This window comes from Pseudoxanthomonas japonensis, from assembly GCF_043632995.1.
GTDB classification, from domain to species: Bacteria; Pseudomonadota; Gammaproteobacteria; order Xanthomonadales; family Xanthomonadaceae; genus Pseudoxanthomonas_A; species Pseudoxanthomonas_A japonensis.
The window spans coordinates 1834314-1855113 of the sequence record NZ_CP171632.1; the positions used below are offsets into that span (position 1 = coordinate 1834314).

Consider the following 20800-nt stretch of genomic DNA (forward strand, 5'->3'; position numbering starts at 1 on the left):
GGTCAGGCAGCGCGGGCGAGACCCGCCTGGCGGATGGCCGGCGTGATGGCGACCAGCTGGTCGTCGGTCATCCACTGCATCTCGCCGTCCTGGATCATTACGCTGAAACGCATGCTGCGCACCATTAGCGCGGTGATCGCGTCCACCGACTCGGGCGCGATGTCGAGCACGGTCAGGTTACGGTGGCGCGCCAACAGCGCACTGTTCTTTTCCCACCAGAGATCGGCAGCGCGGCCGCCGTAGTTGACGACCACGACCTCGTTGGCACGGCCGCAAGCCTTGCGGATGCGCGATTCGTCCGGCTGGCCCAGGTCGATCCACTGTTCGATCAGCCCGGTGTAGTCCTTGCGCCACAGGTCGGGTTCTTCCTCGTTGCTCAGTCCCTTGCCGAACTCGAGGCGGTCGGCGGCGAACAGGGCGAATGCCAGCAGCCGGACCATCAGCCGCTCGTCCGTCTCGGACGGGTGCTGGGCCAGGGTCAGCGCGTGGGTACCGTAGTAATGCCGGTCCATGTCGCTGATCTGCAGTTCGGCTTTGACGACGGTGGATTTGAGCGCCATGGCGGGGGTTCGGCAAAAGGGGCGCCATCATACGCTGGCGGCCGGGGAGCGCCGGACCGCCAGCCGCAACCGATTACGGACGAGCTGCCGGGAGCCCTGTTCAGCTTTCGCGTCACGGGGATTCGCTTTTACAAGAAAACCCCGGTAGAGTGCGCGGCACTGTGCTTGCCAGGGTCACCGTGAATCGTGAGCCTGATGCGGTAGATACATCTGCTACATCTTCCCGCTTTACCAACGCCTGCAAACCCAGTCCCGTCCCGGTCACATGCCGGGGTTGTGGTCCTTTCATCCATGTTTCAGGAGTTAGTAAAGATGTCTGATCGTCAGACCGGTACCGTCAAGTGGTTCAACGACGCCAAGGGCTTCGGCTTCATCACCCCGCAGAGCGGCCCCGACCTGTTCGTGCACTTCCGCTCGATCCAGGGCAATGGCTTCAAGTCGCTGAAGGAAGGCCAGGCGGTCTCCTTCGTCGCCGTGCAGGGCCAGAAGGGCATGCAGGCCGACCAGGTGCAGGCGCTGTAATCCAGCCCTGAACCCTTCGGTTCAAGAAAACGCCGGTGCGCAAGCGCCGGCGTTTTTGTTTGTGCGGTCACCACGATGACGGTTGCGGATCCGGTGTCGTCATTCCAGCGCAAGCTGGAATCCCATTGTCTTTCAGCAAGGCGAGAGCAAATGGGTCCCAGCGTACGCTGGACGACGGGTGGTCAGAGCTTCCGCACGCGGAAGCTGCGGCCCTTGATCTTGCCGGCGTTGAGGCGGGCCAGGGCGGCGGCGGCCTTGTCGCGCACCACGGCCACGTAGGTGCGGGTGGGGAAGACGTTGATCTTCCCGATCGCCGACGCGGACAGGCCCGCATCGCCGGTCAGCGCACCGAGCACGTCGCCGGGCCGGAGCTTGTCGGTCTTGCCGGCATCGATACGCAGCGTGGTCATCGCGGCAGGCGGTGCGGTATTGGCCTTGGGTGCTGACGGGACGTGGCGATCCCACAGCAGCGGTGCACCCAGGCGCTCCTGGATGGCATCGGCGCGCGGCAGTTCGCGCGGCGTGCACAGGCTGATCGCCAGGCCGTTGCGACCGGCACGGCCGGTGCGGCCGATGCGGTGCACGTAGGTGTCGGCATCGCTGGGCATGTCGTAGTTGACCACCAGCGCCAGGTCCTCGATGTCCAGCCCGCGCGCGGCGACGTCGCTGGCGACCAGCACGTTGCAGCTGCGGTTGGCAAAGCGCACCAGCACTTCGTCGCGATCGCGCTGTTCCATGTCGCCGTGCAGGGCGAGGGCGGAGAAGCCGAAGTGCTGCAGCGAACCGGCGACTTCGTCGACGTCCTTGCGCATGTTGCAGAAGACCACGCCGGATTCCACGCGGTACTGGGCGAGCAGGCCGGCCAGCGCCGTCTGCTTGCGCGCGGGATCGACCTGCAGGAAGCGTTGTTCGATCACCGCCTGTTCCTGCGGCGCATCGACGGTCACTTCCAGCGGATCGCGCAGCGTGGTGCGCGCGATCCCGCGGATGGCGTCGGTGAAGGTGGCCGAGAACAGCAGGCTTTGGCGGTCCTTCGGTGTCTTGCCGGTGATCTCGCGGATCGGCTCCTCGAAACCCATGTCGAGCATGCGGTCGGCTTCGTCCAGCACCAGCGTGCGCACGCCGCCCAGGTGCAGGGCCTTCTTGCGCAGCAGTTCCTGGATGCGACCGGGCGTGCCGACCACGACGTGCGGATCATGCGCTTCCAGCGACCGCAGCTGCGGCTCCAGCGGCATGCCGCCGCACAGCGTCAGCACCTTCAGGTTCGGCAGGCCGATCGCCAGCTTGCGCAACTGCTGCGCCACCTGGTCGGCCAGTTCGCGTGTCGGGCACAGCACCAGCGCCTGCGTGCGCACCGTGGCGAGGTCCAGTTTGTGCAGCAGCCCCAGGCCGAATGCGGCGGTCTTGCCGCTGCCGGTGGGCGCCTGCGCGATGACGTCGCGGCCATCGAGGATGGCGGGCAGGCTGCGGGCCTGGATGGGAGTGGGCTGGGTGTAGCCGAGCGCCTGGACGCCCTGCTGCAGGCCGGGCGCCAGCGGAAGAGAGGTGAAATCGAGCATGCGGCATTTTCGCAGATCGGCGGGGCCACTGCCCGGACGGTCACTGCAGGTCGGGGAAGTCCTCGTCCGGCAGCGCGATGAAGGCCCAGAACGGCACGTCATCCGCGGCCCACGACTGCGACGCTTCATCGAGGATGTCGAGCAGGGTGTCGAAGTCGGCCTCGGCGCGGTCGCGCAGCTCGTGGGCCTGTTCGAACAGCAGCACGTAGCCCGGCGCTTCCAGCCAGGACAGGTCGCGCAGGCTGTCGGACAGCGCGTCCCAGTTGCGGCCGGACGTCTGCGGGAAGTCCAGCACGGTGGCGATACGCAGCAGCAGGGCGGACTTGGTGTCGCAGCCGGACAGGTCGATGCGGCGCGCGAGCAGGCCGGCATCCCGACCGACGGCGGACAACGGCCCCAGATCGTCCTCGGTGACGAAAAAGACGCCTGCGCGTGCGGGATCGGCGAGGCCGGGGTCGAAGCCGGATTCGCTCATGGCGCGTCCCCGCGGCCGATCTCGAACCGGCGGAAGCTCTCGTAGTGGTCGTCGGTGTAGTAGTACTCGCGGGGCGGCTTGCCACCGGTGACGATGCGACGTGCGCCGCGATGGTCCAAGCCGGGCGTGTCGACGGTGTACTCGTGGTAGTAGCCGCGCGTCTGGCGCGGCAGCCGTCCCTCGCGGTTCTGGAAGACGCTGCCATCCTGGCGATGCGGGAACGGTCCGCCGCGCTGGATCAGGTCCAGGGTCGCACGGGCTTCCTCCGGCAGGAAGGCGGGCAGCGCATCCGTGCTGCGCTGCGCGGCGGGTGCCGCGGTGGGCGCCACGTCGGGGACCTCGCCGGCAAGCACGCCCGGGCGCGTCTGCTCCACCGGAGGCAGTGCCAGCACGGCGCTGGTGTGCTTCGGGTCGGGTGCCCGCTCGCTGGCGGCGACCGGTGCAGCGGGCACCTCGTCGCGCTGCGACCACCACCAGGCGCCCGCACCCAGGACCAGCAGTGCGACAAAGGCGAACAGGGGGAGGCGTTGGCGGCTCTGGCGGCGTGCGCGGGAACGTCGACTCATGCGGGCATCATTCCGTCAGGAAGCGGCCACAGCCGCGGTAGGTCTTGCCGGCAATGGTCAGGATCGCCGAGGCCGGATACTCGATATCGCTCATGCCATCGCTGCAGGATTCCTTCTTCATCGTCAGCGACACGGCCAGCCCATCGCCGGTGCTGCCGACGTAGCCATCGGAGGTCCTGTTCGCACGGGCGACCTCGATCCTGCGTTCGCCGTAGTCCAGGTCGGCGGACAGGCGGGGCGTGGCACCGCCGCCGACCTCCACCGACCAGCCGGGTTCGGTGCCGATGCCGCGGAACACGCTGCCACGCGCCCTGGCCTGCTCCCACGGCGTGCCGGCCACCGGTGCCACCGGATCGCCGCCGGCTCGCACCATGCGGAACTCCACCGGCGCGGAGGAACCCGGCGTCACCGGTACGCGCGTGTCGGTCACGAACCACAGCGTGCCCTGCGCATCGCGCAAGCCGGCGTGCAGGCCGTAAAGGCCGTTCGGCCGCAGCTTGGCGGGATCGTAGGGCAGGGAGAAGGCGAACGGAGGACCTTTGACATCGGTGAAGTCGGCGCTGGCGATGACGGCGGCAGGCGTGTCGGCCAACTGGTTGTCGATCAACTGCACGCTGAGGATCGCGCCGGGCGGTGGCGCAATGCGTTCGAGATAGACAGCGCGCCCCTCTATCGTGGCCGCGGATTGCGGCGCGGCAGGCGTATCGCCGGATGTGGGCGCAGAGGCCGGCGACTGGCAGGCCGCGAGCGCGAGCAGGCAGGCGGTGGTCAACAGGGGACGGAACATCGCACGCGCTCCTTCTGGTCCGGTGGCGGGCCGCCAGCTTAGCGATGGCGGACGTAATGGTTCGTCAACGCGGGAAACGGCATTACGCGGACGGCGGCACGGTGGCGCGCTACCGTGGCGCGACTCCTGAAAGTGCCGTCCCGTCACCTCACGATCCGCGAGTGGATGCCTGCATCGCGAAGGCCGCACCGCTCGCCGGTTCAATGCTCGAGCACTGCGTTCCCTCGTGCATGTGGCCTGCCGGCCGGTGTTGGGGACATGAAGGGGAACCCATCGCCGTCCGATGCGAACTGGCAGTACGCCCCGGCGAAACAAGCGATCAGGAGCGGCGGTCACGGTGATTCAGTTTTGCGACGAGCGTCGGCCCCTGCGCGGAACTAGTATCGGCATCGAGGCCTCACCGGAGCATGGAGCAAGCGCATGAATCGCGTCCTGCAGCCGTTCGCTTATACCCGTGCAGCGACGGCGTGGCCATTCGTGGTCGCCGTGCTGTCGATCATGGTGGTCTCGTCGTGGCTGGTCGCGACGATTCCCGTGGACGATGCCGATGGCATGCGCCGCGCGCTGCGCGGTGGTGCGCTATGCGCGCTGGCCACGGCGCTGGGCGCGATGCCGGTCTGGGTGGTGAAGCGGCTGCCGCAGCAACTGGCGGACGGCCTGCTGGGATTCGGCGCCGGCGTGATGTTGGCGGCGACCGCGTTCTCGCTGGTGCTGCCCGGACTGGAAGCCGCGGAGCGCGCCGGGTATTCGGCCTGGGGCGCGGCCGGCCTGATCAGCGCCGGCGTGATGACGGGCGCACTCGCGTTGCTGGCGCTGGACCGGAGCAGCGTGGAGGATCCACGCGACGCGAACCGGCATCTGGTGCCGTCGCGGGTCATGCTGTTCGTACTGGCCATCGTGCTGCACAACGTGCCGGAGGGCATGGCGGTCGGCGTCGCGGCCGGCGGCGGCCTGAGCGGGGCGGAAGGCCTGGCGATGGGCATCTCGCTGCAGGACGTGCCGGAAGGGCTGGTGGTCGCGCTGATCCTCGCCGGTGCCGGCATGGCGCGCAGCAAGGCGGTCTTTATCGGTGCTCTGTCGGGCGTGGCGGAACCGGTCGCGGCGGTCCTGAGCGCATGGGCGGTAGCGTTCTCCGCGATGTTGCTGCCGTGGGGCCTGGCGTTTGCGGCGGGGGCCATGCTCATCGCGGTCGGGCACAGCGTGATTCCGGAGTCGAACCGCCATGGTCACGGCACGACGGCGTCACTGGGCCTGGCGATCGGCTTCTGCCTGATGATGGCGCTGGATACCGCGCTGGGTTGACCGCGACTCGCCGCATGCGCACGCTGCCTCCGTCCACGGAGGAGCAGACACATGAGTGAGCCCCTGACCATCATTGGCAGCCCCCTGTCGCCTTACGTGCGCAAGGTGCTGGTCTGCCTGGAGCTGAAGGGCATCCCGTACCGCATCGATCCGATCGCGCCTTTCGTCGGCAACGAGGAGTTCAGCCGCCTCAGCCCGCTGCGACGCATCCCGGTGCTGCTCGATGGCGACTTGGTGCTCAATGATTCCACCGTCATCTGCGAGTACCTGCAGGACCGCTTCCCGGAGGTCCCGCTGTATCCCGCCGATGCAGTGCGGCGGGCGAAGGCGCGCTGGCTGGAGGAGTACGCCGATTCCCAACTCGGCGACGTCATCGTGTGGCGCATGTTCTTCCAGAAGGGCGTGCGCCGCTTCCTGTTCAACGAAGGTACCGACGAGGACGTCGTGCGCAAGGCGCGCGAAGAGGAACTCCCGGTCGCGCTGGATTATCTGGAGGCGCAGCTGCCGGAACAGGGATGGGTCTTCGGCGAGCTGTCCATTGCCGACATCAGTCTCGCGGCGTTCTTCCGCAATGCCGTGTTCGTGCGCTACCAGGTGGACGCGGGGCGCTGGCCGCGGGTCGCCGCGCTTCTCGAGCGGACATGGGCGCTGCCCGCGTTCCGCACGCTGGCGGCGTACGAGGACGCGATGCTGCGGACACCGCTGCCGGAGCAGCGCGCCGTGCTGGCGGCGATGGGGGCGCCGCTTACCGACACGACCTGTGGCGACGCATCGCCGAGGTACGGATTGAGGCGCCTGGGCTAGGTGAGTAGCTTCGCGTCCTTGTGGGAGCGACGTCAGTCGCGATCGCACGCCGAACGCGCCAGCGCCCTCGCGTTCGAGGGAATGGACGGTGCACGATCGCGACTGACGTCGCTCCCACAGGAGATGCGCTGGATCAGGGTGCGACGTCGACGCGCAGGACCTGATACAGCTGATAGCGCTCATCCCACGAAGGATGGCGGCGGTAGAAGAACTCCAGCCGCGCGTTGGGGTCAGCGGCGAACACCTTGTCCTCGCGCAGCTTCTTCTCGAATTCGGCCTTCACCGCCGGGTCGCGCAGCATCTCGCGCGCCACGCTTTCGGCGACATAGTCTTCCATGTACTCCTTGCGCTCGAAGGCGTTGTTGAACCGCCCCCACGCAAGCAGCGAGTCGGGCGCCAGCGGTTCCAGCAGCGCCATCACCAGACGCGACTTCGCCTGTGCGATAGGCACGAACAGCGAGCCGGTGGGCACGCCGCGCGCTTCGTGCTGCCAGCTGCCTTCCACCGTCAGCCGCTGGTGGGTTTCCACCGAGCCGGCGCCGAAGCTGCTCTTGCTGGCGCGGAACGCCTCCACATCCCCGCTCCACGCCTTGCCCAGCAGGCGGTAGTCGACACCATGCGTTTTCAGCACGGCCGCCACCCACGCCGCATCGGCGGCGGGTACCAGATAACCGGCCTTCGGCGCGTCGACAACGACACCCGGTCGGATGTCGTCCTTCAGCGGCACCTTCCAGATCTGCGGCGTGGTCTCGTCATACCGCGTCATCAACGCGCCCGAAACGTCGGACGTAGTGCGCGTGTAGGCATAGCCACGGAAATCCACGGTGCGCGCGGTCGGCGCCGCGACATAGGTCAGCGGTTCCTGCTGGCCGCCCAGCTCCGCTGCGGCGACATCGGCCTGCTTTGCCGCGGCCAGCCAGGCGGCGCCATCACGGGCGACATGGTCCAGCACCGACACCACGGTGTTGCGGGTGATGCGCACGCGGACCGGGTATTCCTTCCACGAATGCGTTTCGACCAGCATGGCGATGCGGTTGCGCAGCAGGTAGTAGCCATGCGAGAAGCGCGGCGGCGGCACGCTGTCCTCGAAGCCGGACGTCGGATCATCCTGCACCACGAACGAGGGGTAGTAGGGCAGGGGCAGCGAGCCCTGCTTCGACAGGTCGTCGATGACGCCCGTGCGCAGCGCCAGTCCCGCCTTGCGCAGGCCCGCGTCGCCGGCGTGCACGGGCTCGACCTGGATCGAGATGTCGTGTTCGAACTGCGCGCCGTTGGTCGCGTGCAGGTCGACGGTCACCAGCGGATCCCAGCGCTGCACCAGTTGCAGCATCGCCTGCATCTCGGGCGTGTCGGCCTTCAGGTAGTCGCGGTTGAGGTTGTAGTTCTGCGCCGTGGTGCGCCAGCCCATTTCCTTCGGGCCGCGCTGGTTGGGTCGGTTCCAGGCGCCGAAGCGCTCGTGGCCATCGACGTTGAACACCGGCACGAACACCCACACCAGGTTGTCGAGCGTGCCGGGCGCAGCCTTGCCTTCCAGTACCTCGCGCAGCGCGAGGAAGCCCGCGTCCTTGCCGTCGATCTCGCCGGCATGGATGCCGCCCTGGATCAGCACGACCGGCAGTCCTCGCCGCTGCGCCTGCTCCGGCGTCAACGCACCACTGGTGGAGGCCACCAGCGCCTTCATCGGACGTCCTTCGGGCGTGGTGCCGAACGTGGTGCAGCGCACCGCCTTCGGATACTGGCGCGCGAACGCATCGCACAGCGCGGTGACTTCGTCATAGCGACCCGTCTCGAGGAAGCCGGAGCGCTCGGACACCGTGGTCAACGCGGGTTGGGCGTTCGCCAGCGGCATCAGGGCCAGCAGCAGGGAGGCGCAGAGCGGTCGCAGCATGGGAAATTCCTGAACAGGGCAGGGGCGCATGATGCCGCGCAATCGCGGACAGTCCCAGTCCCCATCGGGCACCCGCGCGGTTCGACCCTCCGAGGGCGGATACGGTACCCTTCCGGGACTTTTTCACCGGAAGATCGGATGAGCACGACCGCAGAAGCCAACCCGGGCCGCATGCCCCGCCAGATTCCCTACATCATCGGCAACGAGGCGTGCGAGCGGTTCAGCTTCTACGGGATGCGCAACATCCTGGTGCCGTTCCTGATCAGCTCGGTGCTGCTGGCCTATCTGCCGGACCAGGCCGCGCGCGAAGGCGCCGCCAAGGATCTGTTCCACAGCTTCGTCATCGGCGTGTACTTCTTTCCGCTGCTGGGCGGCTGGCTGTCGGACCGCTATTTCGGCAAGTACAACACCGTTCTCTGGTTCTCGCTGATCTACTGCGCGGGCCATGCGTGCCTGGCGTTATTCGAAAGCAACGCGACCGGGTTCTATACGGGCCTGTTCCTGATCGCGTTGGGCTCCGGCGGCATCAAACCGCTGGTGGTGACGTTCTGTGGCGACCAGTTCGACCAGACGAACAAGAGCAAGGCGAAGGTGGTCTTCGACACGTTCTACTGGATCATCAACTTCGGTTCGTTCTTCGCCTCGCTGCTGATGCCGCTGGTGCTGCGCAGCTGGGGCCCGGCCTGGGCGTTCGGCATCCCGGGCATCCTGATGTTCATCGCGACCTTCATCTTCTGGCTGGGCCGCCACAAGTACGTCAACGTGCCGCCGTCGCGCGGCAACGATCCGGACTCGTTCCTCACCATCGTGCGCAGTGCGCTGCTGGTCAAAGGCTTCGGCTTCGGCACGCTCGTCGCGGCCGTCGGCATGGTCGGTGCGGTCGTGATGCTGGCACTGTGGGCGTTGAAGTTCGCGGGCGTGGGCCTCTGGCCCGAGCCGTGGGGTTTCGTCATCACCGCCTGCCTTGCGCTGGGCGCGATCATCGCGGGGGTCGGCTTCGGTGCATCGATCCAGCTGGAACGCGCGCGCGGCCTGCATCCGGATGCCGCGATCGAGGGCGTGCGTTCGGTGCTGCGCATCCTGATCGTGTTCGCGCTGGTCACGCCGTTCTGGTCGCTGTTCGACCAGAAGGCATCGACCTGGGTCATCCAGGGCAAGGCGATGGTGATCCCGCACGACCTGTGGTGGTGGCCGAGCTGGCTGGTGAAGGATGCCACCCAGATGCAGGCGCTGAACCCGCTGATGGTCATGCTGCTGATTCCGTTCAACAACCTGGTCCTGTACCCGGCGCTGCGGAAGATGGGCTTCAACGTCACCGCGCTGCGCCGGATGGGCTGGGGCATCGCGATCTCCGCGCTGTCGTGGATCGTCGCCGGCATGCTGCAGCTGCAGATGGACAATGGCGAGCAGGTCTCGCTGGCGTGGCAGACGCTGCCGTACCTGCTGCTGACCTTCGGCGAAGTGCTGGTATCGGCGACCGCGCTGGAGTTCGCCTACAGCCAGGCGCCGATGGCGATGAAGGGCGTGATCATGGCGTTCTGGTACCTGACCAGCACGTTCGGCGGCCTGTGGGTGCTGCTGACCAACGCCAGCGTCCGCGATCCCGCCGTGATCGGCTGGATCCAGTCGCAGGGCTGGACGGAGAACGCGTTCCTGATGTTCTTCTTCGCCGGCTTCGCGTTCGTGGCGGCACTGGCGTTCGCGTTGTATGCCAGGACCTATCCGATGCAGGACAACTACCGTACCTCGGCCTGAGGACGATCGATGGACGCCCCCATCACCCTGCTGCTCATCGGCGTGACCTGTGCCGTCAGCCTGATCGCCTTCCGCACGCCGTCGCTGCTCATGCGGCTGATCCTGTGGCCACCGGCGATCGACCGTCACCGCCAGTACGATCGGCTGGTGACCTACGGGTTCATCCACGCCGACTTCTGGCACCTCCTGTTCAACATGGTCACGCTGTTCTTCTTCGGGCGCGTGATGGAGCAGGTGATGACCCAGCTCAGCGGGAGCCGGCTGACGTTCGTGGCGTTCTATTTCTCGGCGCTGGTGGTGTCGATCCTGCCGACCTACCTGAAGCACCAGAAGGATCCGAATTATCGCAGCCTGGGCGCGTCCGGCGCCGTGTCGGCGGTGCTGTTCGCCTACATCCTGATCGATCCGTGGGCCCGCATCGGCGTGTTCTTCATTCCGATGCCGGCGATCGTGTTCGCCGTGTTGTACATCGCCTACAGCATCTGGATGGATCGGCGCGGCGGCGACAATATCAACCACGGCGCACACCTCGCGGGTGCGGCGTACGGCATCCTGTTCCTGGCGGCGATTGAGCCACGCGTACTGGGCCACTTCCTGGAGTCGCTGTCGAACCCCAGCTTCGGTTAAGCCGCCATTGCGCCTTTGCTCACCTGCATTGAAGGTGGGCCGTGCTATCCCGGTGGCGTGTCCCAACCGTGGAGGAGCGCATGGCGACCCGCAAGGCAGCAGCCAAGAAGGCAGTCAAGAAGGCCACGAAGAAAGCGGTCAAGAAAGCCGTAAAGAAGACGGTGGCCGGAAAGAGCACGGCCCGCAAGGCGGTGAAGAGACCCGCGAAGAAAGCGGCCAGCAAGCGCGTAGCGAAGAAGGCAGTCAAGAAGGCCGCATCAGGCAAGACCGTCAAGAAGGCCACGAAGAAGACGACGGCCCGCAAGGTCGCCAAGAAAACGGCGCGCAAGGCGGTTGTGAAGAAAGCCACCGCCAAGACGGCGACCAGGAAGGTGGCAAAGAAGGTTGCAAAGAAGGCAGCCACCAAGCGACCGGTGGCGAAGAAGGCCGTCGCAAAGCGCACGACGGCGCGTAAGGCGCCAGCGAAGAAGGCCGCACCGCGCAAACGCGCTCCGCGAAAAATCACACCGGCGCAGGCATTGGCGAACGCGCGCACGTTGCTGGAACAGAAGCACGAACACGATCGCCAACCGGCACCCTGGCAGCAGCTTGATCATGAAGGTCACGGCGTCGCCCCTGGCACCGGCTTCGTGTCGTCGGAAGCGGCGGCCAAGGCGAATGAATTGCATGCGGCCGAAACCCGCATGAAGGCGATCCAGGGCAGTTCGGGCACGCAGGACCGGCGCAACCAGGGCAAGCGCGATCATCGCGGCGAGTGAAGCGCGCCGTTCGTGTCGATGAAGCGAGGGGTTTCGTTCTGCCTGCACCGTGCGTGCAGGTGGGACGGGACTCCGGCGCGGCAGTCGCACCCGAAGGCGGACCCCTGCGCCGCGCCGGAGCGCCCGGTAGGCGTCTTGCGGGTGGATCAGTCCATCAACGAGTGCACGGCGTGCACGCCGGCGGTCTCGCTGCCGGAATAGGTCGACATCAGGCGCTCGTACACCGCGTTGTTGAGTTTCTCGAATTCCCACGCGTCGGTGTGGCCGGTGACGGTGAGCTGGTACAGGCCTTCCAGCAGGGTGAAGTCGCTGGCGCTGGAGACATCGGGCAGTGCGTCGATCAGGCTCATGGCGGAACTCCGGGATGCAGGTCTATGGCCCGTATCACGCAGCAATCGTGCCAACTTTCGATTTGCGATCCCGGTCACGCTCTGTCGTGCTCAGTCTCCCTTTCACAAGCGTGAATGTGACGCGCTGCGTCCAGTTCTGCCACGTCGCCAGCCGGGCATTGCGTCACACTGTCGGGGTGTCCCCTACCACGGTGCCGCCATGACGGACGACCTCGCTTCCTTCGACCTCCATCACGATGCGGCGGCCCGCCGCTTTTCCACCCGTCTCGACGGTCATGACGCCGAGCTCCTGTATTCGCTGCGGGACGGCCGCATGGTCATCGACCACACCGGCGTGCCGGAGGCGATCGGCGGGCGGGGCGTCGCCGCCGCGCTGGTGAGGGCCGCGCTGGATCACGCGCGCGCGCAGGGCTGGCGGGTGGTACCGGCCTGTTCCTACTCCGCGGCCTACGTCCAGCGGCATCCCGAGTACGCCGATCTGATCGTTGCTTGATCGTGATGGAGGACCGCGGTGACGCGGCCTAGAATGACGGCCATCACACGCGGAAGGAGCCCGAACGTGTCATCCCCCCACAAACCCCGCCATTCCATCCGCCAGGCTGGCCTCGTCCTCATGACGGTGCTCGCGCTCGGCGCCTGCAAACGCGAATCCGCCAGCCCACCCACGGCCGCGGGCGAGCCCCAGCCCCCCGTGACCGCACCTGCGGGAACGGTCGACGCCCCGGTCGAGCTGAAGGACATCATCGAGACCAACGACCGCTACGTCGTGGGCATCAGCTATCCGGCGACGATCAACCGGTATCCCGGCCTGGCCAAGGCGCTGTCCGCGTACACCGAAGCCCAGCGGGCCGAACTGATGGAGGCGGTCGAGGCCTTCGGCAACGACAAGCCGACCGCCCCCTATGAACTGTCGCTGGCGTTCGAGCAGGTGGTGGACACGCCGAAGATCGTGGCGGTCGCCGCCGATGGCAGCCGCTACACGGGCGGCGCGCACGGCCAGCCGCTGATCGCACGCTTCGTCTGGTTGCCGCAACAGGACGCACGCCTGACCGCCGACGCGCTGATCCCCGATCCGAAGGGATGGCAGGCCATCAGCGACTACGTACGCGAGCAGCTGCACACCGCCGTGGTGAACCGGGCCGACGAGGACGAACTGGAACCGACCGATCGCGCCGCGCTGATCAAGAGCACGTTCCGCATGATCGACGAAGGCACCGAGCCGGAGGCCGGCAACTTCAGCGAGTTCGTGCCGGTGCTGGATTCGTCAGGCCACGTCACCGCATTGCGTTTCGTGTTCCCGCCGTACCAGGTGGGCCCGTATGCCGACGGCACGCAGACGGTCGACGTGCCCGCGGCCCTGCTGCTGCCGCACGTCGCCCCGGCGTACGCGGAGCTGTTCGCCCGCTGACCGCCATGCCGCACGCCCGCTTCGAGCGCAGGATCGCAGACCTGTTGGCCGAAGCGGATGTGCGGAGCGGCGGAAACCGTCCCTGGGACATCCAGGTTCACGATCCGCGCTTCCATGCCCGCGTGCTGGGGCAGGGTTCGCTGGGCCTGGGCGAGAGCTACATGGACGGCTGGTGGGATGCGGCCTCGCTCGACGGCCTGCTGTTCCACCTGCTCGCGGCGCGCGTGGACGAGCGCGTGCATGGCGCCGGCGAGATCTTCGATGCGTTGCGTGCCCGGCTGACCAACCTGCAGTCGCCACGGCGCAGCGGCGACGTCGGGCGACGCCACTACGACCTCGGCAACGACCTCTACGCCGCCATGCTGGGCCGCCGGCTGGTCTACAGCTGTGGCTACTGGCGCGGCGCCGCCGACCTCGACACGGCACAGGAAGCCAAGCTCGACCTGGTCTGCCGCAAGCTCCTGCTGCGGCCTGGAATGCGGGTGCTCGACATCGGCTGTGGCTGGGGTGAAGCGCTGAAGTTCGCTGCCGAACGCTATGGCGTCAGCGGCGTCGGCATCACCATTTCCCGCGAACAGGCCGACTACGCGCGCCAGCTGTGCGCGGGCCTGCCGGTCGAGATCCGTCTGCAGGACTATCGCGCACTGGGCGAACCGTTCGATGCGGCGTTCTCGCTCGGCATGTTCGAGCACGTGGGCGTCAAGAACTACGTCGGCTACTTCGACGTCGTACGCCGTTGCCTGCCAGCGGACGGCCTTTTCCTGCTGCATACCATCGGCAGCAGTCGTTCGGTGCAGCGGACCGATCCCTGGATCGCGCGCTACATCTTTCCCAACTCGATGTTGCCCTCGGCGGCGCAGATCGCGCAGGCGATCGAGGGGCGGTTCGTGCTGGAGGACTGGCACAACTTCGGCGCAGACTACGACCGTACGCTGCAGGCCTGGCGCAGCAACGTCGAATCGGCATGGGGTGCGTTGGGGTCGCGCTACGACGAGCGCTTCCGGCGGATGTGGCGGTTCTACCTGGCGGCCTCGATGGCCACGTTCCGCAGTCGCCGGTCGCAGCTGTGGCAGCTGGTACTGTCGCCGAACGGCGTGCCGGGCGGCTACGTGGCGCCGCGCTGAGCGGACCCATAAACCAAAAGAGCAGGCCGGAGCCTGCTCTTCATCGACACGTGTTTGCCAATGTCAGGCCGACGGCGCTGAGGGCAGTTCGCGCGCGTTGAAGATGCGCTCGATCACTTCGGCCAGTTCGTCTTCGGAGAACGGCTTGGTCAGGTAGGCCTTGGCGCCCTGGCGCAGGCCCCACATGCGGTCCGTGTCCTGGTCCTTGGTGGTCACCAGGATCACCGGGATGTGCTTGGTGGTGGCCTCGCGGCTCAGCGTGCGGGTGGCCTGGAACCCGTTGAGGTTCGGCATCACCACGTCCATCAGCACCATGTCCGGCAGCTCGCGCTTGGCGACTTCCACGCCCGCGGCGCCGTCCTCGGCAGTGATGGATTCGTGCCCCAGTTTCTCGACGATGCGCTGGATGCCCAGCAGTTGCGACGGCGAATCGTCGACGATCAGAATCTTTGCCATGGATATCCCCAGTGTTCCCCGGCATCGATTTTAGACGTTGTCGGTGACAACACAATGGGCTGGGCGTCCAACGGACGACGTCCGTCGTACCGCCGCCGCCGTTCATCCCATTCGCACCAGCGTGCGGCCGAACGAGCGTCCGTCCAGCATGGTGCGGAACACCTCGGGAAGCCCGTCCAGCGTGGTTTCGCGCGTGCAGATCGAGTCCAGGTGCCGCGGCTTCCAGTCGCTGGACAGATGCTGCCAGACCTGTTCGCGGATATCGCGTGCGGTACCTGCGGAAGCGACGCCGAGCAGGGACACGCCCCGAATTATGAAGGGCATCACAGTTATGGGCAGGTCGGCCGTAGCGGCGAGCCCGGCGCTGGCCACATTGCCGTAGGGCATGGTCTGCGCCAGCAGGCTGGCCAGCATCGGACCACCGACGTTGTCGAGACCGCCGCCGAAGCGGGAGGACTCCATCGGGCGCGTGGTCGCCAGCGCATCGCGGCCGAGCACGTCGCTCGCACCGATGGATTTCAGGTAGTCCGTGTTCCCGGGCTTGCCGCTGATCGCATGCACTTCGAAGCCCGCCTTGCTGAAGATGTCGACCGCCAGCGAGCCGACGCCACCGGTGGCGCCGGTGACGGCGAGCGGGCCGAGGTCCGGCGTCTGCCGGTTGTCGCGCATGCGGTACAGCGCGAGCGCGGCGGTGAAGCCCGCCGTGCCGATGATCATGCTTTCGCGCAGGCTCAGCCCGGCGGGCAGGGGAATGACCCACTTCGCATCGAGCCGCGCGTACTCGGCATAACCACCGTCGCGCGTTTCGCTCAGGCCGGAGCCGGTGACCAGCACCGCATCGCCTTCCTTGAAAGCAGCGTCGGTGGAAGCCACCACATGGCCCGCCACGTCGATGCCGCCGACCAGGGGGAAGCGGCGCAGGATCTTGCCTTCGCCGGTGCCGGCGAGCGCGTCCTTGTAGTTGACCGACGAGTAGGCCGTCTTGATGACGACCTCGCCGGGATTGAGTGCGTCGAGCGCGATGGTTTCGATGCCGCTGCGGTAACCGGCGTCGTCGTTGTGGATGCGGAAGGCGTTGAAGGTGGTGGGGAGGGTCATGGTCGGCGTACCTCTTTCATTCAAGTAATGTCGGGATACAGGTCCCGCCAGGCTGGGTTCGCATCTTCGACGAGTTGGATCTTCCAGAGCCGCTTCCACGCCTTGAGCGCCTTTTCACGCAGGATCGCAGATTCCAGCTGCTCATGGACTTCATACCAGACCAAAGTATGGACGCCGTATCGGCGCGTGAATCCGTCGGCCTGGTCGTTCCGATGCTGCCAGATACGCGCCGGCAGGTTGGAGGTCACGCCGATGTAAAGCGTGCCTCTGGGGTGACTTGCCAGGATGTAGACACAGGGAATCCGTTCCCGCGGCATGAAGATGTCCTTGGCCTATCTCGTGCGCATGGCACGACTATAAGCCGATCCCCGTCATTCCAGCGAAGGCAGGAATCCATTGTCTGTGCGTGACGAAACGTTTGGAGCAAGTGCAGATGGGTCCCAGCGTTCGCTGGGACGACGGGTGGAGGTGGCAAGGACTGAACCATGTGGTCGTTGATCCCCGTCATTCCAGCGCAAGCTGGAATCCATTGTCTGTGCGCGCCGAAACGTTTGGAGCAAGTGCGGATGGGTCCCAGCGTTCGCTGGGACGACGGGTGGAGGTGGCATCGACTGGAGTACGCGGTCGCCAATCGCCGTCATTCCAGCGCAAGCTGGAATCCATTGTCTTTGCGTGCCGAAACGTTTGGAGCAAGTGCAGATGGGTCCCAGCGTTCGCCGGGACGACGGGTGGGGGCGGCATCGACTGGAGTGCGCGTGCGCAGTCGCCAATCGCCGTCATTCCAGCGCAAGCTGGAATCCATTGTCTATGCGTGCCGAAACGTTTGGAGCAAGTGCAGATGGGTCCCAGCGTTCGCTGGGACGACGGGTGGAGGTGGCATCGACTAGAGTGCGCGGTCGCCAATCGCCGTCATTCCAGCGCAAGCTGGAATCCATTGTCTATGCGTGCCGAAACGTTTGGAGCAGTGCAGATGGGTCCCAGCGTTCGCTGGGACGACGGGCGGGGGCGGTGTCGACTGGATTACGCAGTCGCCAATCGCCGTCATTCCAGCGCAAGCTGGAATCCATTGTCTTTGCGTGCCGAAACGTTGAAGAAAATGCAGATGGGTCCGCCCCAGCGTTCGCCGGGACACGGCGCTCACCGCAACGACTTCCGCCGCTTCTCGTCCATCCACTTGTCCGCCTGCGCCGGCGAATAGGCGCGCATCCACACAATCATGGCGTCGATATCGTCGCCGTGCCACAGGTCGGCGCGTTGTTCGGGATGCAGGAAGCGCTCCTCGACCATGCGGTCGATCATGCCCATCAGCGGCGTGTAGAAGCCTTCCACATCGAGGAACGCGCAGGGCTTGTCGCCGATGCCGAGCTGGCGCCAGGTCAGCATCTCGAACATCTCGTCCAGCGTGCCGAAGCCGCCGGGCAGGGCGACGAAAGCGTCGGACAGGTCGAACATGCGCTTCTTGCGCTCGTGCATGTTGGCGACGACTTCCAGCTTCGTCACACCCTTGTGCGCGACTTCCCAGTTGACCAGTTGCTCGGGAATCACGCCGATCACCTCGCCGCCCGCTGCCAGCACCGCGTCGGCCACGACGCCCATCAGGCCGACGTTGCCGCCGCCGTAAACCAGTTGCATGCCTTCCTTCGCGATTCGGTCACCCAGCGCGATGGCGCGCTCGGTGTAGGCGGGCTTGTTGCCGGCGTTGGAGCCGCAGTAGACGCAGATGCTCTTCATGTCGATGTCCTGTGTTGCCTGTTGTCTGAAACGCAAAACGCCAGGCATCGCCTGGCGCATGCGGATCACGACGGCGACATCGCCGCCGTGCGGGCCTCAGTTGGGCTTGTGGATCGCGCGCTTGTGAACGGCCATCGCCGCATCGTGCACCGCTTCGGACAGCGACGGGTGCGCGTGGCAGATGCGGGCCAAATCGTCCGCGGAGCCCTTGAACTCCATGGTGAGCACGCCTTCGTGCACCAGCTCGGACACGTTGGCGCCGACCAGGTGCATGCCCAGCACGCGATCGGTTTCGGCGTCGGCGATGACCTTCACGAAGCCGGTCGGCTCCGCCATGGCCACGGCGCGGCCCACCGCGGCGAACGGGAAGGAGCCGGCCTTGTAGGCCACGCCTTCGGCCTTGAGCTGCTGCTCGGTCTTGCCGACCCAGGCGATCTCGGGCGAGGTGTAGATGACCCACGGAATGGTGTCGAAGTTGACATGGCCCGGCAGGCCGGCGATCAGCTCGGCGACCGCGATGCCTTCCTCGAAGCCCTTGTGCGCCAGCATCGGCCCGCGCACGCAATCGCCGATCGCCCAGACGCCATCGACGCCGGTGTGGCAGTGCGCATCCACTTCCACCTGGCCGCGTTCGTTGAGCTTCACCCCGGTGCCGTCGGCCAGCAAGCCCTTGCTCGCGGCGCGGCGGCCCACGGCGACCAGCAGCTTGTCTACCGTCAGCGTCTTCTCGCCTTCGGCGTCGCTGTAGGTGACCACGACTTCCTTCTTCTTGCCCTTGCCGGTGACCTCGGTCTTCGACACCTTGGCGCCAAGGCGGATGTCGAGGCCCTGCTTCTTGAACTCGCGCGCGGCGACCTTCGACACTTCGCTGTCGGCGACGGCGAGGAAATCGGGCAGGGCTTCGAGGATGGTGACCTCCGCGCCGAGGCGGTTCCACACGCTGCCCAGCTCAAGACCGATCACGCCCGCACCGATCACCGCCAGGCGCTTGGGAACTTCGGTGAAGTCCAGCGCGCCGACGTTGTCGACGATGTACTCGTTGTCGAACTTGGCGAACGGCAGTTCGATGGAATCCGAACCAGCGGCGATGATGATGTTGGTGCCCTTCAGCTCGACCTCGCTGCCGTCGTGCTGCTTGACCTTGACGAGGTTGCCCGGCTGCAACTGGCCGAAGCCGTAGTACGCCGTGACCTTGTTGGCCTTGAACAGCTGCGCGATGCCGCCGGTGAACTGCTTCACGATGGCGTCCTTGCGGCCGACCATGGTGCCGACGTCGATCTTCGCGTCCTTGACGCTGATGCCGTGCTGTTCGAACTGGTGGGTCAGGTTGTGGTACTGGTGCGAGGAATCCAGCAGCGCCTTGGACGGGATGCAGCCGACGCGCAGGCAGGTGCCGCCGAGCGCGGGCTTGCCGTCCTTGCCCAGCGCGGCGTCGATGCAGGCGACCTTCATGCCCAGCTGCGCGGCGCGGATGGCGGCGTGGTAGCCGGCGGGGCCGGCACCGATGACGACGACGTCGAATTGTTCAGCCATTTGGAAGTCCTTTGCATGTCCCTTCTCCCGCCGGGAGAAGGTGGCGCGAAGCGCCGGATGAGGGTGTGCCGCAGTCGCTTATCCGTAAGCCGCAGTGATGAACGAGCCACAGCGAGTGGAGGAAATGAACAGCCGTTAGTTCGTCTCTACAACTCGCTGCGGCTCGTTCATCTTCACGGGCGCCAAGCTGCTGATGGGGCGCCCCCAACCCCTCTCCCGCAGGGAGAGGGGCTCAAGCGCATCACATGCCCAGCAGCATGCGGTGCGGGTTTTCCAGCTGGTTCTTGATGTCGACCAGGAACAGCACTGCATCCTTGCCGTCGATGATGCGGTGGTCGTAGGACAGCGCGATGTACATCATCGGCGCGGCGACGACCTGGCCGTTCTCGACGATGGCGCGGTCCTTGATGGCGTGCATACCCAGGATGGCGCTCTGCGGCGGGTTGACGATCGGCGTGGACATCAGCGAACCGAAGGTGCCGCCGTTGGTGATGGTGAAGGTGCCGCCCTGCAGGTCTTCCAGGCCCAGCTTGCCGTCGCGCGCCTTCTTGGCGTACTCGGCGATGCCCTTCTCGATGTCGCCGAAGCCCATGCGCTCGACATTGCGCAGCACCGGCGTGACCAGGCCCTTCTCGGTGGAGACGGCGATCGAGATGTCGGAATAGCCGTGGTAGATGATGTCGTTGCCGTCGACCGAGGCGTTGACGATCGGGTGGCGCTGCAGCGCGTTGGCGGCGGCCTTGGCGAAGAAGCTCATGAAGCCGAGCTTGATGCCGTTGGCCTTCACGAAGTCGTCCTGCAGCTCCTTGCGCATCTCCATGACCTTGGCCAGGTTGACTTCGTTGAACGAGGTCAGCATGGCGATGGAGTTCTTGGACTGCATCAGGCGCTCGGCGATGCGCGTGCGGATGCGGGTCATCGGCACGCGCTCTTCCGGACGCGCGCCACCGCTGACGCCGGCGGTCTTGCCGCTGGCGTAGTTGACCAGGTCTTCCTTGGTCACCGCGCCGCGACGGCCGGTGCCTTCCACGTTCGCCGGGTCGATGCCCTGGGTGACGGCGGTGAAGCGCGCGCCCGGCGGCAGCGCATCGGTGCCGGCCGGCGCGGGCTTGGTGCTGGACGGCGCAGCGGCGTCAGCCTTGGCGGCCTCGGCCTTCGGCTGCACTTCCTGCGCACCAGCGGCGGGCTTCTTCTCTTCCGCGGCGGGCGCCGGCGCAGCGGCTGCGGCGCCTTCCTCGATGATCGCCAGCAACTGCTGGCTGGTTACCGTGTCGCCTTCCTTGAACTTGATTTCCTTCAGCACGCCGTCGACGGGCGAGGGCACTTCCAGCACGACCTTGTCGGTTTCCAGGTCCATCAGGTTCTCGTCGCGCTTGACCGCGTCGCCCACCTTCTTGTGCCAGACGGCGATGGTGGCGTCGGAAACTGACTCGGGAAGAACCGGAACTTTGACTTCAGTGGCCATGGGATGGGACGTCCTGGTGGTGTTGTGCGATG

The 20800-nt window shown here is 66.4% G+C and carries 22 protein-coding genes; 9 read left to right on the forward strand and 13 right to left on the reverse strand.

The genetic code is table 11. The annotated features are described in order from the left end of the window. Window positions 1-2: 2 nt before the first annotated feature. The gene (locus ACGHX3_RS08360) at window positions 3-560 is read right to left on the reverse strand and encodes a YaeQ family protein (RefSeq protein ID WP_394697076.1); all 558 of its coding nucleotides are present in this window, start codon (window positions 558-560) and stop codon (window positions 3-5) included. A 312-nt stretch (window positions 561-872) separates the two neighbouring features. Between ACGHX3_RS08360 and ACGHX3_RS08365 the strand changes: the two genes are divergently transcribed. Then, a complete protein-coding gene (locus tag ACGHX3_RS08365) occupies window positions 873-1082 on the forward strand; it encodes a cold-shock protein (RefSeq protein WP_162110978.1) in 210 nt (69 codons plus the stop codon). Window positions 1083-1264: 182 nt separating this feature from the next. On the opposite strand, the gene dbpA is transcribed toward ACGHX3_RS08365, so the two are convergent. The 4 genes from dbpA to ACGHX3_RS08385 are packed head-to-tail and all read right to left on the reverse strand — an operon-like array spanning window position 1265 to window position 4469. Next, on the reverse strand, window positions 1265-2641 hold the full coding sequence (dbpA, locus tag ACGHX3_RS08370; protein ID WP_394697077.1) for an ATP-dependent RNA helicase DbpA: 1377 nt from the start codon (window positions 2639-2641) through the stop codon (window positions 1265-1267). Window positions 2642-2681: 40 nt separating this feature from the next. After that, window positions 2682-3116 carry a barstar family protein gene (locus tag ACGHX3_RS08375; RefSeq protein WP_394697078.1) on the reverse strand — a complete coding sequence of 145 codons (435 nt, stop codon included), beginning with the start codon at window positions 3114-3116 and terminating at the stop codon, window positions 2682-2684. Further along, on the reverse strand, window positions 3113-3682 hold the full coding sequence (locus ACGHX3_RS08380; protein ID WP_394697079.1) for a ribonuclease domain-containing protein: 570 nt from the start codon (window positions 3680-3682) through the stop codon (window positions 3113-3115). Before ACGHX3_RS08380 ends, ACGHX3_RS08375 begins: the two co-directional genes overlap by 4 nt. A 7-nt stretch (window positions 3683-3689) precedes the next feature. Continuing rightward, window positions 3690-4469, reverse strand: coding sequence for a YbaY family lipoprotein (locus ACGHX3_RS08385; protein ID WP_394697080.1), 780 nt, complete (start codon window positions 4467-4469; stop codon window positions 3690-3692). 420 nt (window positions 4470-4889) lie between these two features. Here ACGHX3_RS08385 and ACGHX3_RS08390 point away from each other — a divergent pair, with 420 nt between their 5' ends. Together ACGHX3_RS08390 and ACGHX3_RS08395 are read left to right on the forward strand one after the other, a co-directional pair. Further along, window positions 4890-5771 (forward strand): ZIP family metal transporter, encoded by an 882-nt coding sequence (locus tag ACGHX3_RS08390; RefSeq protein WP_394697081.1) that lies wholly within the window; start codon window positions 4890-4892, stop codon window positions 5769-5771. Window positions 5772-5822: 51 nt separating this feature from the next. Then, window positions 5823-6575 carry a glutathione S-transferase family protein gene (locus tag ACGHX3_RS08395; protein WP_394697082.1) on the forward strand — a complete coding sequence of 251 codons (753 nt, stop codon included), beginning with the start codon at window positions 5823-5825 and terminating at the stop codon, window positions 6573-6575. 133 nt (window positions 6576-6708) lie between these two features. Here the strand turns inward: ACGHX3_RS08395 and ACGHX3_RS08400 are convergent, their stop codons facing one another. Further along, window positions 6709-8463 (reverse strand): M14 family metallopeptidase, encoded by a 1755-nt coding sequence (locus ACGHX3_RS08400; RefSeq protein ID WP_394697083.1) that lies wholly within the window; start codon window positions 8461-8463, stop codon window positions 6709-6711. Window positions 8464-8601: 138 nt separating this feature from the next. On the opposite strand from ACGHX3_RS08400, the gene ACGHX3_RS08405 reads away from it, so the two are divergent. The 3 genes from ACGHX3_RS08405 to ACGHX3_RS08415 all read left to right on the forward strand — a co-directional run bounded on the left by ACGHX3_RS08405 (window position 8602) and on the right by ACGHX3_RS08415 (window position 11603). Then, window positions 8602-10218, forward strand: coding sequence for an MFS transporter (locus tag ACGHX3_RS08405; protein ID WP_394697084.1), 1617 nt, complete (start codon window positions 8602-8604; stop codon window positions 10216-10218). Window positions 10219-10227: 9 nt separating this feature from the next. Then, on the forward strand, window positions 10228-10845 hold the full coding sequence (locus tag ACGHX3_RS08410; RefSeq protein ID WP_394697085.1) for a rhomboid family intramembrane serine protease: 618 nt from the start codon (window positions 10228-10230) through the stop codon (window positions 10843-10845). An 80-nt stretch (window positions 10846-10925) separates the two neighbouring features. Continuing rightward, window positions 10926-11603 carry a hypothetical protein gene (locus tag ACGHX3_RS08415; RefSeq protein WP_394697086.1) on the forward strand — a complete coding sequence of 226 codons (678 nt, stop codon included), beginning with the start codon at window positions 10926-10928 and terminating at the stop codon, window positions 11601-11603. A gap of 146 nt (window positions 11604-11749) precedes the next feature. Here ACGHX3_RS08415 and ACGHX3_RS08420 read toward each other — a convergent pair whose 3' ends face one another. Next, on the reverse strand, window positions 11750-11953 hold the full coding sequence (locus tag ACGHX3_RS08420) for a hypothetical protein (RefSeq protein WP_162338683.1): 204 nt from the start codon (window positions 11951-11953) through the stop codon (window positions 11750-11752). Between the two features lie 199 nt (window positions 11954-12152). Here ACGHX3_RS08420 and ACGHX3_RS08425 point away from each other — a divergent pair, with 199 nt between their 5' ends. From ACGHX3_RS08425 to cfa, 3 genes are all read left to right on the forward strand, one after another. Beyond that, complete coding sequence (locus ACGHX3_RS08425; RefSeq protein ID WP_162338682.1) at window positions 12153-12446, forward strand: GNAT family N-acetyltransferase; 294 nt, start codon at window positions 12153-12155, stop codon at window positions 12444-12446. A gap of 120 nt (window positions 12447-12566) precedes the next feature. Beyond that, window positions 12567-13361, forward strand: coding sequence for a DUF3298 and DUF4163 domain-containing protein (locus tag ACGHX3_RS08430; RefSeq protein ID WP_394697262.1), 795 nt, complete (start codon window positions 12567-12569; stop codon window positions 13359-13361). 5 nt (window positions 13362-13366) lie between these two features. Continuing rightward, complete coding sequence (gene cfa / locus ACGHX3_RS08435; protein WP_394697087.1) at window positions 13367-14485, forward strand: cyclopropane fatty acyl phospholipid synthase; 1119 nt, start codon at window positions 13367-13369, stop codon at window positions 14483-14485. Window positions 14486-14548: 63 nt separating this feature from the next. Here cfa and pilH read toward each other — a convergent pair whose 3' ends face one another. The 6 genes from pilH to sucB all read right to left on the reverse strand — a co-directional run bounded on the left by pilH (window position 14549) and on the right by sucB (window position 20768). After that, window positions 14549-14941: a twitching motility response regulator PilH gene (gene pilH, locus ACGHX3_RS08440; RefSeq protein WP_055942820.1), complete on the reverse strand. Its 393-nt coding sequence runs from the start codon at window positions 14939-14941 to the stop codon at window positions 14549-14551. 102 nt (window positions 14942-15043) lie between these two features. Continuing rightward, window positions 15044-16039, reverse strand: a complete 996-nt coding sequence (locus ACGHX3_RS08445; protein ID WP_394697088.1) for an oxidoreductase — start codon at window positions 16037-16039, stop codon at window positions 15044-15046. A 20-nt stretch (window positions 16040-16059) separates the two neighbouring features. Continuing rightward, the gene (locus ACGHX3_RS08450; protein ID WP_394697089.1) at window positions 16060-16356 is read right to left on the reverse strand and encodes a GIY-YIG nuclease family protein; all 297 of its coding nucleotides are present in this window, start codon (window positions 16354-16356) and stop codon (window positions 16060-16062) included. A gap of 820 nt (window positions 16357-17176) precedes the next feature. After that, window positions 17177-17770, reverse strand: a complete 594-nt coding sequence (locus ACGHX3_RS08455) for a TIGR00730 family Rossman fold protein (RefSeq protein WP_394697090.1) — start codon at window positions 17768-17770, stop codon at window positions 17177-17179. A 96-nt stretch (window positions 17771-17866) separates the two neighbouring features. Next, the gene (lpdA, locus tag ACGHX3_RS08460; RefSeq protein WP_394697091.1) at window positions 17867-19303 is read right to left on the reverse strand and encodes a dihydrolipoyl dehydrogenase; all 1437 of its coding nucleotides are present in this window, start codon (window positions 19301-19303) and stop codon (window positions 17867-17869) included. A 241-nt stretch (window positions 19304-19544) separates the two neighbouring features. Continuing rightward, window positions 19545-20768 (reverse strand): dihydrolipoyllysine-residue succinyltransferase, encoded by a 1224-nt coding sequence (gene sucB, locus ACGHX3_RS08465; RefSeq protein WP_394697092.1) that lies wholly within the window; start codon window positions 20766-20768, stop codon window positions 19545-19547. Between the last annotated feature and the right edge of the window lie 32 nt (window positions 20769-20800).

What these genes read in the sequence shown, in the direction of transcription:
- ACGHX3_RS08380 (WP_394697079.1), bottom strand. Translation starts at nt 3,682, where the DNA reads ATGAGTCGACGTTCCCGCGCACGCCGCCAGAGCCGCCAACGCCTCCCC.
- lpdA (WP_394697091.1), bottom strand. Translation starts at nt 19,303, where the DNA reads ATGGCTGAACAATTCGACGTCGTCGTCATCGGTGCCGGCCCCGCCGGC.
- pilH (WP_055942820.1), bottom strand. Translation starts at nt 14,941, where the DNA reads ATGGCAAAGATTCTGATCGTCGACGATTCGCCGTCGCAACTGCTGGGC.
- dbpA (WP_394697077.1), bottom strand. Translation starts at nt 2,641, where the DNA reads ATGCTCGATTTCACCTCTCTTCCGCTGGCGCCCGGCCTGCAGCAGGGC.
- ACGHX3_RS08415 (WP_394697086.1), top strand. Translation starts at nt 10,926, where the DNA reads ATGGCGACCCGCAAGGCAGCAGCCAAGAAGGCAGTCAAGAAGGCCACG.
- ACGHX3_RS08385 (WP_394697080.1), bottom strand. Translation starts at nt 4,469, where the DNA reads ATGTTCCGTCCCCTGTTGACCACCGCCTGCCTGCTCGCGCTCGCGGCC.
- ACGHX3_RS08425 (WP_162338682.1), top strand. Translation starts at nt 12,153, where the DNA reads ATGACGGACGACCTCGCTTCCTTCGACCTCCATCACGATGCGGCGGCC.
- ACGHX3_RS08405 (WP_394697084.1), top strand. Translation starts at nt 8,602, where the DNA reads ATGAGCACGACCGCAGAAGCCAACCCGGGCCGCATGCCCCGCCAGATT.
- ACGHX3_RS08400 (WP_394697083.1), bottom strand. Translation starts at nt 8,463, where the DNA reads ATGCTGCGACCGCTCTGCGCCTCCCTGCTGCTGGCCCTGATGCCGCTG.
- ACGHX3_RS08445 (WP_394697088.1), bottom strand. Translation starts at nt 16,039, where the DNA reads ATGACCCTCCCCACCACCTTCAACGCCTTCCGCATCCACAACGACGAC.
- ACGHX3_RS08375 (WP_394697078.1), bottom strand. Translation starts at nt 3,116, where the DNA reads ATGAGCGAATCCGGCTTCGACCCCGGCCTCGCCGATCCCGCACGCGCA.
- ACGHX3_RS08395 (WP_394697082.1), top strand. Translation starts at nt 5,823, where the DNA reads ATGAGTGAGCCCCTGACCATCATTGGCAGCCCCCTGTCGCCTTACGTG.
- ACGHX3_RS08455 (WP_394697090.1), bottom strand. Translation starts at nt 17,770, where the DNA reads ATGAAGAGCATCTGCGTCTACTGCGGCTCCAACGCCGGCAACAAGCCC.
- ACGHX3_RS08420 (WP_162338683.1), bottom strand. Translation starts at nt 11,953, where the DNA reads ATGAGCCTGATCGACGCACTGCCCGATGTCTCCAGCGCCAGCGACTTC.
- ACGHX3_RS08390 (WP_394697081.1), top strand. Translation starts at nt 4,890, where the DNA reads ATGAATCGCGTCCTGCAGCCGTTCGCTTATACCCGTGCAGCGACGGCG.
- ACGHX3_RS08430 (WP_394697262.1), top strand. Translation starts at nt 12,567, where the DNA reads ATGACGGTGCTCGCGCTCGGCGCCTGCAAACGCGAATCCGCCAGCCCA.
- cfa (WP_394697087.1), top strand. Translation starts at nt 13,367, where the DNA reads ATGCCGCACGCCCGCTTCGAGCGCAGGATCGCAGACCTGTTGGCCGAA.
- sucB (WP_394697092.1), bottom strand. Translation starts at nt 20,768, where the DNA reads ATGGCCACTGAAGTCAAAGTTCCGGTTCTTCCCGAGTCAGTTTCCGAC.
- ACGHX3_RS08410 (WP_394697085.1), top strand. Translation starts at nt 10,228, where the DNA reads ATGGACGCCCCCATCACCCTGCTGCTCATCGGCGTGACCTGTGCCGTC.
- ACGHX3_RS08365 (WP_162110978.1), top strand. Translation starts at nt 873, where the DNA reads ATGTCTGATCGTCAGACCGGTACCGTCAAGTGGTTCAACGACGCCAAG.
- ACGHX3_RS08360 (WP_394697076.1), bottom strand. Translation starts at nt 560, where the DNA reads ATGGCGCTCAAATCCACCGTCGTCAAAGCCGAACTGCAGATCAGCGAC.
- ACGHX3_RS08450 (WP_394697089.1), bottom strand. Translation starts at nt 16,356, where the DNA reads ATGCCGCGGGAACGGATTCCCTGTGTCTACATCCTGGCAAGTCACCCC.